This is a genomic window from Deinococcus aquaedulcis (assembly GCF_019693445.1).
Classification (GTDB): domain Bacteria; phylum Deinococcota; class Deinococci; order Deinococcales; family Deinococcaceae; genus Deinococcus; species Deinococcus aquaedulcis.
This window is the reverse complement of the sequence record NZ_JAHRBL010000011.1, coordinates 69337-85993: the sequence shown is the minus strand read 5'-3', so window position 1 is coordinate 85993 and position 16657 is coordinate 69337. Positions and strand designations below refer to the sequence as shown.

15 protein-coding genes are annotated in these 16657 nt (G+C 67.2%); 9 read left to right on the top strand and 6 right to left on the bottom strand.

What is annotated here, in order from left to right:
• Positions 1–95: 95 nt before the first annotated feature.
• Both KMW22_RS13315 and KMW22_RS13310 read right to left on the bottom strand, forming a co-directional pair.
• The gene (locus KMW22_RS13315; RefSeq protein WP_221090530.1) at positions 96–1031 is read right to left on the bottom strand and encodes a DNA polymerase III subunit delta'; all 936 of its coding nucleotides are present in this window, start codon (positions 1029–1031) and stop codon (positions 96–98) included.
• A gap of 26 nt (positions 1032–1057) precedes the next feature.
• On the bottom strand, positions 1058–1810 hold the full coding sequence (locus tag KMW22_RS13310) for a metallophosphoesterase family protein (protein ID WP_224607264.1): 753 nt from the start codon (positions 1808–1810) through the stop codon (positions 1058–1060).
• Between the two features lie 183 nt (positions 1811–1993).
• Between KMW22_RS13310 and KMW22_RS13305 the strand changes: the two genes are divergently transcribed.
• From KMW22_RS13305 to KMW22_RS13280, 6 genes are all read left to right on the top strand, one after another.
• Positions 1994–2488 carry a YciE/YciF ferroxidase family protein gene (locus KMW22_RS13305; RefSeq protein ID WP_235692933.1) on the top strand — a complete coding sequence of 165 codons (495 nt, stop codon included), beginning with the start codon at positions 1994–1996 and terminating at the stop codon, positions 2486–2488.
• A 190-nt stretch (positions 2489–2678) separates the two neighbouring features.
• Positions 2679–2882, top strand: coding sequence for a DUF2171 domain-containing protein (locus KMW22_RS13300; RefSeq protein ID WP_221090528.1), 204 nt, complete (start codon positions 2679–2681; stop codon positions 2880–2882).
• Between the two features lie 78 nt (positions 2883–2960).
• Positions 2961–3521 carry a 5-formyltetrahydrofolate cyclo-ligase gene (locus KMW22_RS13295; protein ID WP_221090527.1) on the top strand — a complete coding sequence of 187 codons (561 nt, stop codon included), beginning with the start codon at positions 2961–2963 and terminating at the stop codon, positions 3519–3521.
• Positions 3522–3554: 33 nt separating this feature from the next.
• On the top strand, positions 3555–4175 hold the full coding sequence (locus tag KMW22_RS13290) for a DinB family protein (protein WP_221090526.1): 621 nt from the start codon (positions 3555–3557) through the stop codon (positions 4173–4175).
• A 27-nt stretch (positions 4176–4202) separates the two neighbouring features.
• The gene (locus tag KMW22_RS13285) at positions 4203–5279 is read left to right on the top strand and encodes a PilT/PilU family type 4a pilus ATPase (protein ID WP_221090525.1); all 1077 of its coding nucleotides are present in this window, start codon (positions 4203–4205) and stop codon (positions 5277–5279) included.
• 128 nt (positions 5280–5407) lie between these two features.
• The gene (locus KMW22_RS13280; RefSeq protein WP_221090524.1) at positions 5408–5887 is read left to right on the top strand and encodes a DUF488 domain-containing protein; all 480 of its coding nucleotides are present in this window, start codon (positions 5408–5410) and stop codon (positions 5885–5887) included.
• Positions 5888–5898: 11 nt separating this feature from the next.
• Here the strand turns inward: KMW22_RS13280 and KMW22_RS13275 are convergent, their stop codons facing one another.
• The 4 genes from KMW22_RS13275 to KMW22_RS13260 form a co-directional block, all read right to left on the bottom strand.
• Positions 5899–6258 (bottom strand): endonuclease domain-containing protein, encoded by a 360-nt coding sequence (locus tag KMW22_RS13275; protein WP_221090523.1) that lies wholly within the window; start codon positions 6256–6258, stop codon positions 5899–5901.
• Positions 6259–6360: 102 nt separating this feature from the next.
• Positions 6361–11667 carry a DNA polymerase III subunit alpha gene (dnaE, locus tag KMW22_RS13270; protein ID WP_221090522.1) on the bottom strand — a complete coding sequence of 1769 codons (5307 nt, stop codon included), beginning with the start codon at positions 11665–11667 and terminating at the stop codon, positions 6361–6363.
• A 57-nt stretch (positions 11668–11724) separates the two neighbouring features.
• Positions 11725–12615, bottom strand: a complete 891-nt coding sequence (locus KMW22_RS13265; RefSeq protein ID WP_221090521.1) for a hypothetical protein — start codon at positions 12613–12615, stop codon at positions 11725–11727.
• Entirely contained in the window at positions 12612–13232 is a 621-nt protein-coding gene (locus KMW22_RS13260) for a hypothetical protein (RefSeq protein ID WP_221090520.1), read from the bottom strand. Before KMW22_RS13260 ends, KMW22_RS13265 begins: the two co-directional genes overlap by 4 nt.
• Positions 13233–13568: 336 nt before the next feature.
• Here KMW22_RS13260 and KMW22_RS13255 point away from each other — a divergent pair, with 336 nt between their 5' ends.
• The 3 genes from KMW22_RS13255 to dnaK all read left to right on the top strand — a co-directional run bounded on the left by KMW22_RS13255 (position 13569) and on the right by dnaK (position 16546).
• Positions 13569–14132 carry a PAS domain-containing protein gene (locus KMW22_RS13255; protein ID WP_221090519.1) on the top strand — a complete coding sequence of 188 codons (564 nt, stop codon included), beginning with the start codon at positions 13569–13571 and terminating at the stop codon, positions 14130–14132.
• A gap of 99 nt (positions 14133–14231) precedes the next feature.
• Complete coding sequence (locus tag KMW22_RS13250) at positions 14232–14387, top strand: hypothetical protein (protein WP_221090518.1); 156 nt, start codon at positions 14232–14234, stop codon at positions 14385–14387.
• A gap of 260 nt (positions 14388–14647) precedes the next feature.
• Positions 14648–16546: a molecular chaperone DnaK gene (dnaK, locus tag KMW22_RS13245; RefSeq protein WP_221090517.1), complete on the top strand. Its 1899-nt coding sequence runs from the start codon at positions 14648–14650 to the stop codon at positions 16544–16546.
• Positions 16547–16657: the final 111 nt, after the last annotated feature.

Sequence of the window (16657 nt, the reverse complement as noted above, 5' to 3'; positions counted from 1 at the left end):
CCCTTCCGTCGCTCCGCTCCTCCCTCCCTCTCCCACAAGGGGAGAGGGGAGCACCGCAAGCGATCACGAGAGAAGCAAGCCATGTTCATCCCGTCTCAGCTGTAACCGAAGGCGTCCCGCAGCGCCAGGGCGAACACCTGAAAGCTCAGGCTGGGGCTGGCGTAGGCTTCCAGGGCGTCTTGCAGGGCGCTCAGGGCAGCGTCGGCGCGGGCGCGCTCGTGGGGGGGCGCGGCCCGCCAGGAAAAGCGCAGGGCTTCGGGGTGCCAGGGGCCCCAGCGTTTTTCCAGGCCCTCGGCGGCTTCCAGAGCGCTCAGCAGGCCGCGCTCCAGGCCCTGCGAGAGGGTGCGGGCGTCCTCCAGGGCGGCCTGCACGGGCGCCGGGTCGGCCAGCACCCCGGCGCGGCCCGCCGCAAAGGCCACCAGGGTGGGATCGGGGGCGCTTCCCCCCAGCACCAGGGCGCGTTCCAGCAGGGCGTCGGGCAGCGGCGCCACATTCAGGCGGGCGCTGCGGCTGACGATGGTGGGCAGCACCGCGCGCAGGTCCTCGGCCAGAAACACGAACAGGGCGCGGTGGGGCGGCTCTTCCACCAGCTTCAGCAGGGCGTTGGCGGCTTCCTGGCCCAGATGCTCGGCGCCGTCCACAATCACCACGCGCCGGGTGAAGGTGGGGCGCACCTCCAGAAACTCAAAGACGTGGGTGTCGTACTCGCGGCCCTTGTCTCGGGCCTCCAGAATGGCGCCAATGGGAATCAGCTTGCGCCGCGCGGCCTTGCCGGTGGTGGTCGTGGCGCGCGGCTCGATCTGGAGCAGGTCCGGGTGCGCGCCCGCCGCCAGCGCCCGGCAGGAGGGACAGGCCCCGCAGGCCTCGCCGTACATGCCCCGCACCCCCTGACAGTTGTGCTGCGCGGCCACCGCCTGCGCCAGGGCGCGCTTGCCCACCCGCGCCGGGCCGGTCAGCAGCAGGGCGTTGCCCGCAAAGGTGCCGGTCTGTTCCAGCAGCGCGGCGTGCGGCTCTGGCAGGAGGGCGCTCATGGCCCCGTGCCCCAGGACATCCGGGCTCACTTGCCAATGGCGAGGCGCGCGGCCAGCACTTGGGGCAGGCCGGCCTCCAGCGCGGCTTCCTGGGCGCGCTCCACGTCGTAGGTCACGCGGAACACCTCGAAGTGCGCGCGCGAGGAATCGTAGACCGCGTAGCTGGCCTGCGGGTTGCCGTCGCGCGGCTGGCCCACACTGCCGGGGTTCAGGATCACGCGCGTGCTGGGCGGCACCATGTAGCTGCCCCCGTCCTGAAAGTGCTGCACCTTGATCCAGTCGCCCACCGGGGAATTCAGGGTGGCGTACACGGCCGGGTTGTGGGTGTGGCCCACAAAGGCCAGGCGCCCCTGCCACTGGGCAAAGGCCTCGCGGGCGGCGGGCACCGAATCGGTGTAGTCGTCCAGGCTGCTGGGGGTGCCGTGGCGGTAGCGGGCACCCACATCGGGGTCGTCAATGCCGTCGCGCCACAGCCGCACCCAGGCGATATCGCGCTCCGAGAGGCGCTCAAGCTGCCAGCGCAGGGCCATAGAGACCACGCTGTCCTTGGCCTCGCGGCGGCCATCGGCGTATTGCAGCAGCATGTCGTCGTGGTTGCCCAGAATGCACACGGCGTCAAGGTCGCGCAGCACGTCCAGCACTTCGCGCGGGTGGGGACCGTAGCCCACGGCGTCCCCCAGGCTGATCACCTGATCGTAGCGGCGCGTGGCAGCGTCGGCCATCACCGCCTGCAGGGCAGTGTGGTTGGCGTGAATGTCAGACAGCAGCAGCAGCCGCACGCGCCCATAATACCGCGCCCCCGGCCCCGCCGTCCCCGGTCGGCTGTCCGGGCGCGCCTGTTGAGCGGCCCTTGACACGCCTCTGTGCTGGCCCATGAACGGGGTGAAGCGGGCTTCACCGAACTGGGCAGGAGCTTTAGACCCCGCGCCCGATGATTCGGCAGAACGCCAAGGAGGGTACATATGACGGCCATGAAGAACCTGCACGATCTTTACGTCGAACAGCTCAAGGATCTCTATTCCGCCGAAACCCAGTTGGTCGAAGCCCTGCCCAAGATGGCGCAGGCCGCCAGCAATCCCGAACTGCAGCAGGGCTTTCTCAAGCACCTGGCACAGACCCAGCAGCAGGTGCAGCGCCTGGAAACGGTGTTTGACGACCTGGGTATGACCCCCGGCGGTCACACCTGCAAAGCCATGCAGGGCCTGATTGCCGAAGGCAACGAGATGATTCAGGAGCAGGCCGCCCCCGAAGTGAAGGACGCGGGCCTGATCGCCTGCGCCCAGCGTGTGGAGCACTACGAGATCGCCGGCTACGGCACCGTGGCCCGTTACGCCGAGGTGCTGGGCCAGCAGGGCCACCTGGAAGTGCTGCGCGTCACCGAGAACGAGGAAAAGGCCACCGACAAGGAACTGACCATGCTGGCCGAAACCATCAACCAGGCCGCTGCCCGCGCCTGAGGGAGAAACCCCCTGCGTCGCCCCGGGCTTCGGCCCTGGGGCGGCTTTTTTGGCGGCGCTGCCGGCCGACCAGTGCCGGCCAACCATTGGGAGGGCTGAACGCGGGGCTCATCTGCGCCCGGCCGCGCGGCCACACAGTAGAAGCCAGCCTGGCCCGCCCCCGGGCGCGGCCCAGACCGGAGGTGACGTGATGAACGAGATTACCCAGGGAATGCCCATTTTCTGCGCCGACGGCGTGCAGCACGGTCAAGTGGTGGAAGTGGACCGTGAATACATCCGCATGCGGCTGCCGGACGACAACCGCGACCATTTCGTGCCGCTGGACACGGTGGCTGGCGTGGACAGCGCGGTGCATCTGAAGCTCAGCCACCACGACCTGCTGGCGACCCTGTAAGGTGCCCCTGCTGGGCACAGGCGGGCCCCGTCGTGGGCCCGCCGCCATTCTGGGTCACCCGGCTGGGCCCGCGCGCCCATGCTGACCGCTGGGGCCTACCGCGAGCAGGTGTGGGACGAGTTGCAGGCCCGGCGCGCCTGCGCCTACCCGCTGCCGCCGCACGGGCACTGCCCCAACTTTACCCATGCCCGCAAGGCCGCCGCCCAGTTGCTGGCCCACCCGCAGGTGGCGGCGCTGCATACCCTGATCGTGGGCCCGGAGCGCGCGCTGTACCCGCTGCGCACCCTGGCCCTGAAGGCGGGCATGGCGCTGTATGTGCCCCACCAGAAAAAGGAAGGCTGGTACTGGCGCCTGACCGACCCCCGGGGCGCGCGCCTGAGTGCTATGCCCACGTACGGCGAGCCGAAGCTGAGCCCCGAAGGCGCCCAGGCCGCCGTGCTGGCCTGCGTGGCGGCCGACCCCCAGGGCGGGCGGCTGGGCAAGGGCTTTGGCTGGGGCGCGCGGGGTCTGGGGCTGGGCCTGCCCGAATACACGCTGGCCCACCTCCTCATGCTGCCCGCGCGTCTGCCCTGCCCCGCCGACTCTGTGGTGGCCCTGATCGGCACCCCGGGGAGCGTGGTGGAGTGTGGTCCAGACTGAAACCCCCCTGACCCCCAGCGCGTACCATGCGGCATGAGCCGACGCGCCAGTCCCTACGTGCCCGCCCTCGTTACGGTCGCCACGGTTGGCGTGGCGGCCGGCGCGGCCTACCTGGCCCGCACCCGTAAGAAAGAGGTGACGGGGTTGGTGGTCAGCCGCGTGCTGGAACGTCCCGCCGCCCGGTCCTCTTATGCCGATCTGGCGCAGAGCCTGGAACGCTCTGGCACCTTTCTGGCGGGCCGCAGCGAGCGCGCCGCCGATACCCACGCCAACCGCGAATTGCTGGGCCACATCATCGGCATTGAGCGCTGGGGCCAGAGCCGCATGGAGGCGGCCCTGCGCGGTCAATCGCCCACCGAGGACACCTACCACCCCCACCGCCCGCCGCAGGACGCCTCCATGCCCGAACTGCGCGCGCAGGTGAGCACCACCCGCGCGGCCACCGTGGACCTCGCGCGGCGCCTGCAGCGCGCCGCCCCCGACGACACCCTGACCGCCCCGCACAACCAGTACGGCGACCTGAGCCTCAAGGCGTGGCTGCGCTACCTGTCGCAGCACGCGGACTTTGAGAGCCGGCGATTGCGCGGCGCCCCGGCCCAGACCCCGCCGCAGGAGCAGACAGGGGCGCTGCCCTCGCCTGCAGCAAAACTGTAAGAGGCCGCCGCTTACCCTGAGGGCGCCATGAGTGTCCTCAACAGCGTTCTGACTGCCCTGGTCAAGGAAGGGGCAAGCGACATCCACCTGCGTACCGGAAGCCCGCCCGCCGGGCGCGTGAACGGTCTGATCAAACGCTACGGCGAGACCAAGCTGGCCCCCGACCACGTGGAGGGCTTTGCGCGGGAAATGATGACCCCCGCCATGTGGGAAGAGTTCACGCAGCGCCGCGAGGCCGACTTTGCCTACGGCATCTCCGGGCTGGCGCGCTTTCGCGTGAACGCCTACTGGCAGCGCGGCAGCATTGGCCTGATCATGCGCGTGATTGAGGAAAAACCCATTCCCAGCTTTGCGCAGCTGGGCCTGCCCCAGGAGACCTTTGAGCAATTGGCCCAGCACGAGCGCGGCCTGATTCTGGTCACCGGGCCCACCGGCAGCGGCAAGACCACCACCCTGGCCAGCCTGCTGGACCACATCAACGAAACGCAGCCCGTGAACATCGTGACCCTTGAGGACCCCATTGAGGTGCTGCACAAGGACAAGACGGCGATGATCAGCCAGCGCGAGCTGGGCATGGACACCCTGACCTTCGCCAACGGCCTGCGCGCCTCCATGCGCCAGGACCCCGATGTGATCCTGATTGGCGAGATGCGCGATAAGGAAACGGTGGAAGCCGCCCTCTCGGCCGCGCAGACCGGGCACCTCGTGTTTTCCACCCTGCACACCCAGGACGCCATCCGCACGGTCAACCGCATCATTGACTTCTTCGCCCCGCACGAGCGCGACCAGATCCGCCAGGGCCTCTCCGAGAGCATCGTGGGGATTATCAGTCAGCGCCTGCTGCCCAAGGCGGGGGGCGGGCGTGTGCTGGGCCTGGAAATTCTGCTGGGCACCCCCACCGTGCGCGAGTGCATCAAGGACCCGGAGCGCACCGAGGAAATCAAGCAGGCGCTCCTGGAAGGTGGGGCGCGCGGCATGCACACCTTCGACCAGCACCTCGCCAACTTGGTACAGGGCGGCCTGATGACCGAGGAAGACGCCCTGGCCAGCGCCACCAGCCCGCACGAACTGAAGATCATGATGATGCGGGCGCAGTACGCGTAAAGCGGGTTGTGGAGAGTCGGCAGTGGGTTGTGGGAAAAGAGGAGGGCGGGCCTGTGGGGCTCGCCTTTTTTTGTGGGGGTGGATGGGGGTCACGGTGGCGCGGTGGCATCTCCCCTACCCTGCGGGACATGAGTGCCCCGACCCTCTGGACGATTGGCTACGAGGACGCCGAGCTGCACGCCTTTCTGGACACGCTGAAGGCGGCGGGGGTGACGGTGCTGGTGGACACCCGCGAGCGCGCCCAGAGCCGCCGCCGGGGCTACAGCAAAACCGCGCTGGGGCAGGCGCTGGCTGAACAGGGCATGAGCTACCGGCACCTGCGCGCGCTGGGCACGCCCCCCGCGCTGCGCAAGGCGTACAAGCTGGACAAGGACTTTGCCGCGCTGAGGGTGGGGTACACCCTGCATCTGGCTACGAAGGGGGAGGCGCTGGATGAGTTGGGTACTTTGGCCGCACGGGAGCGGGTGGCCCTGCTGTGCTACGAGCGCGAGGCGGGCGAGTGTCACCGCAGCCTGATTGCTGGGCGGTTGCAGACGCTGGGATGGGTGGGGGACGTGGTGGACTTGGTGGTGGGGACCCCTCCGCCCCTGCGGGGCACCTCCCCTTGAGGGGAGGCTGGTCAGGCCTGTCTCCCCTTCACAAGTATGTCCAGGGCCGTCAGGACAGCGGGAAGCTTCTCCAAAACTTCCTCGTTACGAAAGCGGACTACACAGATGCCAAGGCCCTCCAGAACCCTCGTGCGTTCGCGGTCATAGGCCTGCGCCTCTGGTGAATCGTGCGAAGCGCCGTCCAGCTCAATACAGATTCGGACGGAAGGTGCGTAGAAATCGAGGATGTACCCCGCCAACGGCACCTGACGCCGGAATTTCACCGGATGCGAGCGCAGCGCGTCATACCAGAGCTTGCGCTCGGCGGGTGTCATGTTTCTTCGCAATTCCCGCGCCCGTGAGACAAGGTGCTGGGAGTACAGGTCGCGCATGAGCAGACGCTACGCTTCTCCCTTTGCCTCCGCATCCAATTTTGCTTGGGCACCTAGCTCTAGCCTCCCCTTGAGGGGAGGTGCCCCGCAGGGGCGGAGGGGTTACGCCCGCATCCCACCACCCTGCCGCTGCATCCACGCCGGCGGCTTGGGCGCAAAGCGGCCCAGGATCGTCTGCTGGTCGTAGGCCAGGTAGGCTTCGGCCCAGGGGAAGGTCTGGTTCAGCACGCGAATGGCGTCCGGGCTGCCCATGCCGTGGTCCAGCTGGTACAGCACGAACTGTTCCGGCGTTTCCAGGCGCAGGTAGGTGGGCATAGACCCCGCGTGCTCGTCCAGCACGCTCTGGAACTCGCCCACCGCATCCGGCGTGGCGTTCTCCAGGTCAATGGTCACGTACATGACTTTGGGCACGTCGGCCAGCTGCTCCACACTCACCACTTCCTCGGCAATGGCGCGCAGGCCGCCGTCCTCGGACTCCAGTTCCACGATCACCAGGGCGGGGGTGTCGTTCACCAGCTTGTCCTGAATGCGCTCGTAGGCCCGTGAAAAGGCCACCAGTTCGGTCTGCCCGGATTCGTCGGCCAGGATGAAGCGGGCCATCATGCCGCCCGATTTGGTGGGTTTCTTGACCACGCTCTCGATCATGCCGGCCAGCACGGCCTTGATGCGTTTGCCGGGCGCCACGTTCTGCGTCTGGAACCACGTATCCAGGTCGGAGATACGGCAGCTGGCGGCCTCGCGCAGCCCCTCGTGCTGTTCCAGCGGGTGGCCGGAAATGTACAGGCCCAGCGCCTCTTTCTCAATACTCAGGCGTTCCAGGTCGGTGAAGGGCGCAATGCCGGCGCGCAGGGGCCGCTCCTGCTTCACCTCGTCCATGCCGAACATCATCGCCATGCCGCTCTGGGCACGGGCATTCACCTCGGCGGCCCCAGCTGCGTCGGCCAGGGCATCTTCCAGGCTGTGCAGCAGCTGGTTGCGCTCGCCAAACTCGTCAAAGGCCCCGCTCTTGATCAGGCTTTCCAGAGCTTTGCGGTTGCAGACCTTATTGCCCAGGCGCGAGCAGAAGTCCGCCAGGGACTTGTAGCGCCCGGCGCGCTCGCGCTCTTCCAGAATCTTCTGCACGGCGGCCTCGCCCAGGCCCTTGATGGCGTACAGACCGAACAGAATCTCCTCACCCTGCACCGCAAAGTCGGCGCTGGAGCGGTTGATGTCGGGCGGCAGCACCCGCACGTCCATCTTGCGGGCGTCACTGACATATTCCGCGACCTTGTCTGAATCCTTGCGCTCTACTGTTAAAAGCGCGGCCATGAATTGAACGGGGTAGTTGGCTTTGAGCCACGCCGTCTGGTAGGTGATGACCCCGTACGCCGCCGAGTGGCTGTTGTGCACCACCAGATCGTTCGCCACGAAGTTGTGGGTGCCCGGCACTTCCAGGTCGTAGGTCTGGGCCTCGCCCGCAGGTTCAATGCTGACAATGGTGTCCCAGTACAGCTCATCCGAGCAGGCGTCCAGCAGGGCGGCATCCTCGAAAAACTCGCCCAGCGTCTGAATCGTGGCGCGGCGGAAGCCCTTCTTGTGGGCCTTGGGGGCGCCGTAAAACTCCTTGGTGCACACCCCGGTCTGCGCTTCAATCTCGCGCCAGCCCAGGCCGCTGGCCTGCTTGGCGATCTGCACGCGGGCCTTGATGCTGGCGGGCAAGGTGTCCACCGTCTCACGGCCCTGTGGCACGCCCGCGTAGTAAGCACGCAGCGCAGCCAGTTGCGCCTCGCGGCCCACGAGATGCGGCGCGACCACCGTCAGGAACTGGTCAATGGAACGCCGCCCCACCAGATGCACGGTGTACCCGGTGCGGCCAGCGGTGTCCTCGCCACGCGCATACGCAAAGTGCTTCTCGCTGACCTTGGCCACCATGCCCAGGCGCAGCAGCACATGTGCCAGATCGTTGGCCAGCTGGCGCGAGGCCGTGGCGGCGAACGGCGTGGTGTTCCCCGGGCCAGACAGGAACCCGTCGCCCGACCAGTAGCGGCCCACCAGCACCGCCAGAGAAGCGTTGTTCAGACGGAAGGCGGCAGAGGGCAGCGCCTTCTCGGTGGCTTTCACGCCCACCAGCCCCAGCCCTTCCAGCCACAGCCGCACGCCCGACTTGCCCGCCGCACTGCCGCGCAGGCCAGTGCCCAGGTACACGTCGTGCACGTTGTGGCGGTCAGGTCTGGCCTTCACGCTGGGCCGGGTGTTGGGGAACTGCCCGGCCAGCGCCACCATGTCGGCCACCTGCGCTTCACTTTGCGAGTACAGGTAGGCGCCGCAGGGGTGGCAGGTGTTGCCCTCGGCCAGCACCCAGCCCAGCAGGCCCGCTTCGTGCTCGGGCCAGTGGTCGGTGCCCAGTTCCGGCAGGCGGGCCGGCGCGGCGATCCGGTCGCCCGCCGTCAGGTCGTCCACGTTTCGCCAGCCGTCCAGGGTCAGCAGGGGGTGGTTCCCGGTAGCCGTCAGTTCGCGGCCCAGCGCGGTCTTCACCTTGAACACGGGTTTCACGCCGTTGTCGAAGAACTGCCCGGTGGGGCGCAATTCCAGGCGGTACGCGGCGTTCACGCTGGGGAGCTCAACTTGCTGGCCTTCGCGGTACAGGTCCTCTATGCGGCGCAGTTCGCCGCCCGCCACCGGCACGCGCGTGTCGCCCGTCAAACACTTATTGAACCCGTAATTCGCAAAGGCGTCCAGCAAATCAAAGAGCTTATTGCCTTCTTCTTTGGGCACGCCATTCTTTTCGGCGCCGTCCACAAAGATCTGCCGCTGTCGCTTCATCTCCTCGGCGTCTTTCTTGCCCATCGCGCGGCGCAGCAGGTCGGCGCCGCCCAGGGAGAAGCCCGCGACCTCCGAAGCGATCTGCATGATCTGCTCCTGGTACACGGGAATGCCGTAGGTTTCGGCCAGGATTTTTTCCAGGTGCTGGGCGCTGGCGGGAAAGCCGTCGCGTACATAGTCCACCTCCTCCAGGCCGTGGTGGCGCCGGACATAGGTGGGAATGTTTTCCATGGGGCCCGGGCGGTACAGGGCCGAGAGCGCGATAATGTCGGCCAGACGGCGGGGCTTCAGGCGGCGGGAGGCATCGGCAATCCCGGCGCCTTCGAGCTGAAACACGCCCTTGGTGTCGCCCCGGCTCATCAGGGCGTAGGTCTTCTCGTCGTCGAAGGGAATGTGGTCGAAGGTGCCGTAGGTGTCCTCGAAGTCGGTGCCGGATTCCTTGAGGATGCGCTTGGCCTCGTCCAGAAACGACAGGGTGCGCAGGCCCAGGAAGTCCATCTTGATCAGGCCAATGTCCTCGACGGCCTTCATGTCGTACTGGCAGACCATGCCCTCGCCGGACGTGTCGCGCATCACCGGCACAAGGTCCGTCAGCTGCGTCTTGCCGATCACCACGCCCGCCGCGTGCACCGAGGCGTGGCGGGTCAGGCCCTCCAGCTTCTGCGCGAACTCGTAGGCTTCGAGAAGCTGGGCGTCCTCGGCCAGGAACTGCTGAATGTCTGGCACGGCCTCGCGCGCCTGTTCCAGCGAGTAGCTTTTGCCGAACTTGATCGGAATGAGCTTGCTGACCTTGTCCACCTTGGCGTATTCCAGGCCCATCACGCGCGCCACGTCCTTCAGGCACGCCTTACTCGCCATCGTTCCGAAGGTAGCAATCTGCGCCACCTTGTCCTCGCCGTACTTGTCCTGCACGTAGGCAATGACCTCGCCGCGCCGGGCGTCGTTGAAGTCAATGTCGAAGTCGGGCATGGAAATGCGGTCGGGGTTCAGGAAGCGCTCGAACAGCAGCTCGAATTCCAGCGGATCGAGGTTGGTAATGCGCATGGCATACGCCACCAGCGACCCGGCACCCGAACCACGCCCCGGCCCCACCGAGATGTCCTGATCCTTGGCCCAGTTGATGTAGTCCGCGACGATCAGGAAGTAGTCGGGAAAGCCCATGTTGTTGATCACGCTCAGCTCGTACTCGGCGCGGCGTAGGATGACCAGGGCGTGCTTGTGGTGGGCGCGGGTGGTCTCCTCGTCGGGCGCGGCGGGGTCAAGTTCGATGGCGGTGTCGCTGTCCTTCTGGCTGGCCTTGCGGCAGTCCTCGTGGGCGTAGGCGGGGAGCGCCCCGGCCTCGGCTTCTGCCTCCATGAGTTCCAGCGCGGGGTATTTCGTGTACTTCTCGCCGGCCGCTTTGCCGCGCGCCTCCCACACACTGCCCATGAAGGCCAGCAGCGTCAGCAGCGTTTCGAGGTCGCAGGTGCGGGCGTCGCAGCCGTCCACGCGTTTCAACACGGCCGGGGCGTCCTCGCCCAGGGCCGCCAGGGACCGCTGGGCGTAGTCGCGCAGCAGGTTCTCGGTGGCGTGGCCGGGGTAGCGCTTGACCGTGCCCCGGTAGGTCTGCACCCGCAGTTCCTCGGCCATGGTGCGGCCCTCGGGGATGGGCAAGGCGGGCATCTGGTACACGCGCTTTTTGCCCACCGGCAGGTCCACGTTGCACAGCTCGGCAATCATGGCGGTGTTGTCAAAGGGCTCCTCGCCCCAGTCGGCCACCGGCAGGGCGCGCTGCATTTCCTCGAGGTCCTTCACATAGAACTCGTCGCAGGGGAACTTGAAGCGGTTCTCGTCGGCCAGCGTGGCTTTGGTCTGAATGGCCAGCAGCGTCTCATGGGCGGTGGCGTCGGACTTCTTCACGTAGTGGCCGTCATTGGTGGCGACCAGGCCAATGCCCAGTTCCTGCGCCCAGGCTTTCAGGATGGGGTTGTTCTTCTTCTGTTCCGGCAGCCCGTGGTCCTGAATCTCAATAAAGTAGTTTTCCCCGAACAGCTCGCGGTACCACAGCAGCCGCTTTTTGGCGTCGTCCTCGCGGCCTTGCAGCAGCAGTTGCTGCACCTCGCTGCCCAGGCAGCCGGAAAAGGCGATCACCCCTTTGTGGTGCTCCTGCAGCAGTTCGTGGTCAATGCGCGGCTTGTAGTAATAGCCTTCGGTATAGCCCCGGCTGCTCAGGCGGCACAGATTCTGGTAGCCCTCAAAGTCGCGCGCCAGCAGCGTCAGGTGAAAGATGCCCTTCTCGCCGTCCTGCCCGCGCGTGCGGTCGCGCCGGGTGCCCTGCCCGGGGACCACATACGCCTCGTACCCGATGATCGGCTTGACGCCCATGCCGGTCGCGTAGTTGTAGAAATGCACCGCCCCGTGCATGTTGCCGTGGTCGGTCATCGCCAGGGCCGGGGTGCAGCCTTCCGGCGTGACCTCCTTGGCCCATTTCAGCAGGTCCTTCAGTTTCGCCGCGCCGTCCAGCAGGCTGTATTGCGTGTGCTGGTGCAGGTGGGCGAATCGTTTGGGCTTGCAGCAGGAGCCGTCGGGCAGGTGAATGTGGGGGGCAGCGGCGTCGGGGGCGGTCACCTGCCCAGGATAGGGAGCAGCGGCAGTTGTGACCGCGACGCGCGTCTCTTGACGGCGCTACTCCTCAGGCGTCACCACCAGCAGGGTGTGAAAGACCTGCTGCCCCAGCCAATTGGTCAGGGCTTCTGAGGCCGCAGGAACAGTGCCCGTTTGCTCCCCTACGCGGGTCACGAACAGCAGGCGGTGGTCCACAGGGATCTCCTCGGGCCCGTCTCCGCGGCTGACCCGCAGGTCCACGCGCTGATCAGCCCCGGCAAAGCCGCCCCCCTGCCACAGCTTCAGGCGCAGGGGTGGGGCCTCGCGCCGAACGGGTTCCGGGCCGCTCCAGTCCACCCAGCTGCGCATATCGTCGACCCAGGCCCTCAGGAAACGTTCCGGATCTGGCCGCGCCGCCTTCGGCGCCAGAATGAAACAGCGGCTCTCGGTGGTGGTCGGGATTGGCACCGCCGCGCAGTCCAGCTGAATGAGGGGCGCGGCCAGGCCGGCGCCCTGCATGGCTTCCAGCTCATAACGCTCCTGCACCGGCACCCAGGCGCGTTCCAGGCGGGCGGAAGTCTGCGCCATCATGGTGAGCAGGCCCGCCGCTGCCAGGAGAGGCAGGGCGTAACACAGCGCCAGTTTCCAGCGGGGCAGTGGGGGCAGTTCTGGCAGATCGCGCAGCGCCGGCTGGCGCCAGAGCTGCCAGAGCGGCGCCACCGGGCCGGCTGCTGCGCCCAGCTGGGCGTGCAGAGCCGCTGCCAGCAGGAGTGCCTGCAGCACGATATACGCCTCCATGACGAGATCGAGGCGCTGCCCCGCTCTGCCCCAGGAATCGGTGAACAGCAGGCCCAGCATAAGCACCAAGACCACAAGCAGCAGCGCAAAACAAACAAGCATCAGGCGTGCGCCGATGCGGCGCGGCTGCGCCACGAATCGGGCGATTGTAGGGTCCAGGGCCGACCGCGTCATGGCCTCCTCACCTGCAGGAAGGTGGGTGTGGCCTGGCCTGCCAGCCAGCGCTCGGTGGCCGAGAGGGGTTGACGCTGGTTCACAAAAATCAGGCCCTGGGCCGTCAGGTCAACCGGCACAGCTCTCCACAGGTTCAGAGGCACCTGCAGCCGCACCTGGGCCGTCAGCAGATTGCCTTGCCGCTGAAGCCGCGTGGCTTCTGGAGTGCCGTAGACCGCCTTCAGGGTACTGGTCAGCCGCTGGGCAGCAGAAGGGCCATCGGCCCACACCCCAAAACAGAGGCCCGCAGAATTGGGGACTGGCCTCAAGGCCGAGCAGGGGACTGGCTGCCAGCCCGCGTCACGCAACACTTCGCTCAGCTCGAAGGTTGCCCCTTCCACGACCTGCGGCGGCGGTGACAGCCAGATACGGATGGGCAGGACCATCACGGCCGCCATCACCAGAAACGCCAGTCCCACCGAACCGCTCATCAGGGCGTGGCCCTGGCGTGGCGGCACAGTAGGCGGTGTCTGCGACTGGGCTGCCTCAGGCGGCGGAACAGGGCAGACCGCCAGCAGGAGTTGCCCGGTCACCACGCCCCACAGGAGCGCGGTTCCCCCGGCTTGAAGGGCCAACATGAGCAGGTCGGCCCACGTCTCCGGTGCCTCTCGAACGCGTGAAACCAGGGAAAACGTCAACCAAACCGCCATCGCCAAGAGCACTGCGTTCTGGGAGGAGAGCAGATGACGCAGACGGGCCATGGCTCCAGTCTAGGCGGGGGCGGCGCTTCACCGTGCCGCACCTGCCGCGCCTCAGTCAGACTTTTGTAAGAGCCCTGTAACCCCGGGCCCAGCACCCTAAGGCATGGAGCGGGCTGCGGCGCTGTCGCTTTCCTTCCGGCGTGGGTCTGGCCTGCCGCCGGGCGCCCGCATGGCCCGGCCCCTTGTTTCCCATCCAGGCGGTCCACACCGGCCATGAGACCGGGGCTGCTGGAGCTGCGCTGGGCGTACCTGCTGTTCGCCCTGCTGGCCCTGAACAGTTTTCTGGTGGTGTGGCTGGTGCCGCGCCCGCAGGCGTTCTGGGTGCTGGGACCGCTGGTGGCGGTGCAACTGATTGCCGCGTGGCTGGCCCCGCGCATCGTGCGCATGGTGCGCGGCCACCGCCTGCTGCAGGAATCCTACGCCGAGGAACTCGCCTTTGCCCGGCAGCTGATGGAAAGCGTGGAACACGGCCTGACGGTCACCGACGAGGACGGCCGCTTTGTGTACGTGAACCGCGCCTACGCCGAGCTGCTGGGGACCACCCCGGAGCGCGTGCTGGGCCGCACGCCCTTTGAGTTCACGCTGCCCGAGGACCATGCCCGGTTGCAGGCGGCCCGTGCCGAGCGCCGGGGCGGCCAGAGTTCGTCCTACCGCACCCGCCTGCGCCGCCCCGACGGGGTGCTGGTGGACGTGGTGGTGACCGGCACCCCGCGCTGGCATGCAGGCCGCATTGTGGGCAATGTGGCAGCGGTGGTGCCCCTTCAGGAACTGGGGTAAAGGGGTTTCAGCGCCAAGGCAGGTTTGCGGCGGCAGAGCAGACAGGCCAGGCAGAGGGAACCCAGGCGGCCCTTCCCTGCTCGCCGCTAAGCTGCGGGGGTGAAGTTCCTTCTCGAAGCCTCCTCAAAACTGCTGACCCGGTACCCGCAGCTGTCGCGCCTGCGGCTGCCCCTCCTTGTGATCGCGTCTGGGGTGGCCATTTTCCTGGCTGGGCGGGCCACGGGCGAATTTCTGTACTTCGTGACCCATCCCTGAACAGACCTGCTTGTGAGCGGTTGGGGCCGGAGAAACAGCTCAACCATCCCACGCGGCTTCTGACGTCCCTGCCTCCGGCCCCAACAGGCCCGCCCCCTTTGTAACCCCCACCTGCCAGACCTGGCTCCCTCTTCACCCGCCCTAAACTTGAGCGCACTGCACTCAACTCTATTGACACTCCTGAACTGTGGCCCTATGATTGATGGCAGTCAGAACTGCTGCCCACATGGCGGCAAATCCCCATACTTACAGGAGTCAACATGCCCAAAGCAGTCGGAATTGACCTTGGTACCACCAACTCCGTGATCGCCGTGATGGAAGGCGGTCGCCCCGAAGTGATCGTGAACGCCGAAGGCGCGCGCACCACCCCCTCCGTTGTGGCCTACAAGGGCGACGAGCGGCTGGTGGGCCAGATTGCCCGCCGCCAGGCCGCCCTGAACCCCGCCGCGACCCTCTTTGAAGTCAAGCGCTTCATCGGCCGCCGCTGGGACGAGGTGAAAGAAGAAGCCGCGCGCAGCCCCTTTACCGTGAAAGAAGGTCCCGGCGGCTCCGTGCGTATTGAAGTGAACGGCAAGGACCTCGCCCCCGAGCAGGTCAGCGCCGAGGTGCTGGGTAAGCTGGTGCAGGACGCCAGCGCCAAGCTGGGCGAGAAGATCAAGGACGTGGTGGTCACCGTGCCCGCGTACTTCGACAACTCGCAGCGCGAAGCCACCAAGCAGGCCGGTGAGATCGCGGGCCTGAACGTGCTGCGCGTGATCAACGAGCCCACCGCCGCTGCCCTGGCCTACGGCCTGGAGCGCAAGGGCAACGAGACCGTGCTGGTCTTCGACCTGGGCGGCGGCACCTTCGACGTGACCATCCTCGAACTGGGTGACGGCGTGTTCGAGGTGAAGTCCACCTCCGGCGACACCCACCTGGGCGGCGCGGACTTCGACCAGCGCATCGTGGACTGGCTGGCCGGCGAATTCCAGAAGGACAACTCCTTCGACCTGCGCAAGGACAAGCAGGCCCTGCAGCGCCTGATCGAGGCCGCCGAAAAGGCCAAGATCGAGCTGAGCAACGCCTCTGAGACCACCATCAGCCTGCCCTTCATCACCTTCGACCCCGAAACCCGCACCCCCATGCACCTGGAGCGCACCCTGTCGCGCGCCAAGTTTGAGGAACTGACCGCCGACCTGCTGCGCCGCGTGCGCAAGCCCGTCGAGCAGGCCCTGGCGGACGCCAAGCTGGACGCGGGCAAGATTGACGAAGTGATTCTGGTGGGCGGCTCCACCCGCATTCCCGCCGTCAAGCGCATCGTGCAGGACATCGTGGGCAAGACCCCGAACGAGTCCGTGAACCCCGACGAAGCCGTGGCGCTGGGCGCCGCCGTGCAGGCCGGGATTATTCAGGGCGACAGCGCGCTGGGCGACATTGTGCTGGTCGACGTCACGCCCCTGACGCTGGGCGTGGAGGTCAAGGGCGGCATGATCGCGCCGATGATCACCCGCAACACCACGGTCCCCGCCAAGAAGACCGAGATCTACACCACTGCCGAGAACAACCAGCCCGGCGTGGAGATCAACGTGCTGCAGGGCGAGCGCCCCATGGCCGCCGACAACAAGAGCCTGGGCCGCTTCAAGCTCGAAGGCATTCCCCCCATGCGCGCCGGTCAGCCCCAGATCGAAGTGACCTTCGACATCGACGCCAACGGCATTCTGCACGTGACCGCCAAGGAAAAGCAGAGCGGCAAGGAAGCCAGCATCCGCATCGAGAACACCACCACGCTGGACAAGAGCGATGTGGAGCGCATGGTGAAGGAAGCCGAGCAGAACGCCGAGGCCGACAAGAAGCGCCGCGAGCGCGTCGAGAAGCGCAACAACCTCGACTCCATGCGTGTGCAGGCCCTGGGCCAGATCGAGGAAAACGAAGGCGCCGCAGGTGACGCCAAGGACAAGCTCAAAGCCGCCGCTGACGAGGCCGAGGAAGCGGTGCGCAGCGACGACGACGCCAAGATCGAGGCCGCCCAGAAGCGGCTGGAAGAGGAACTGCGCAGCTTCATGACGGCCGCCCAGGCCGGTGCGCAGGGGCAGGACGCCGGCGCGGGCGCCCAGGGCCAGCCCCAGGCGAACAAGGCCGACGACGACGTGATCGACGCGGACTTCAAGCCGGCGGAATAAGGCCACCCCTCAGTCGCCCTGCGGCGACCGCTCCCCGCCCAGGGGAGACGACACAGCCCCCCTGCCTCCCCTCTCAGGGGAAGTGCCCCGAAGGGGCGGAGGGGTTCTCCC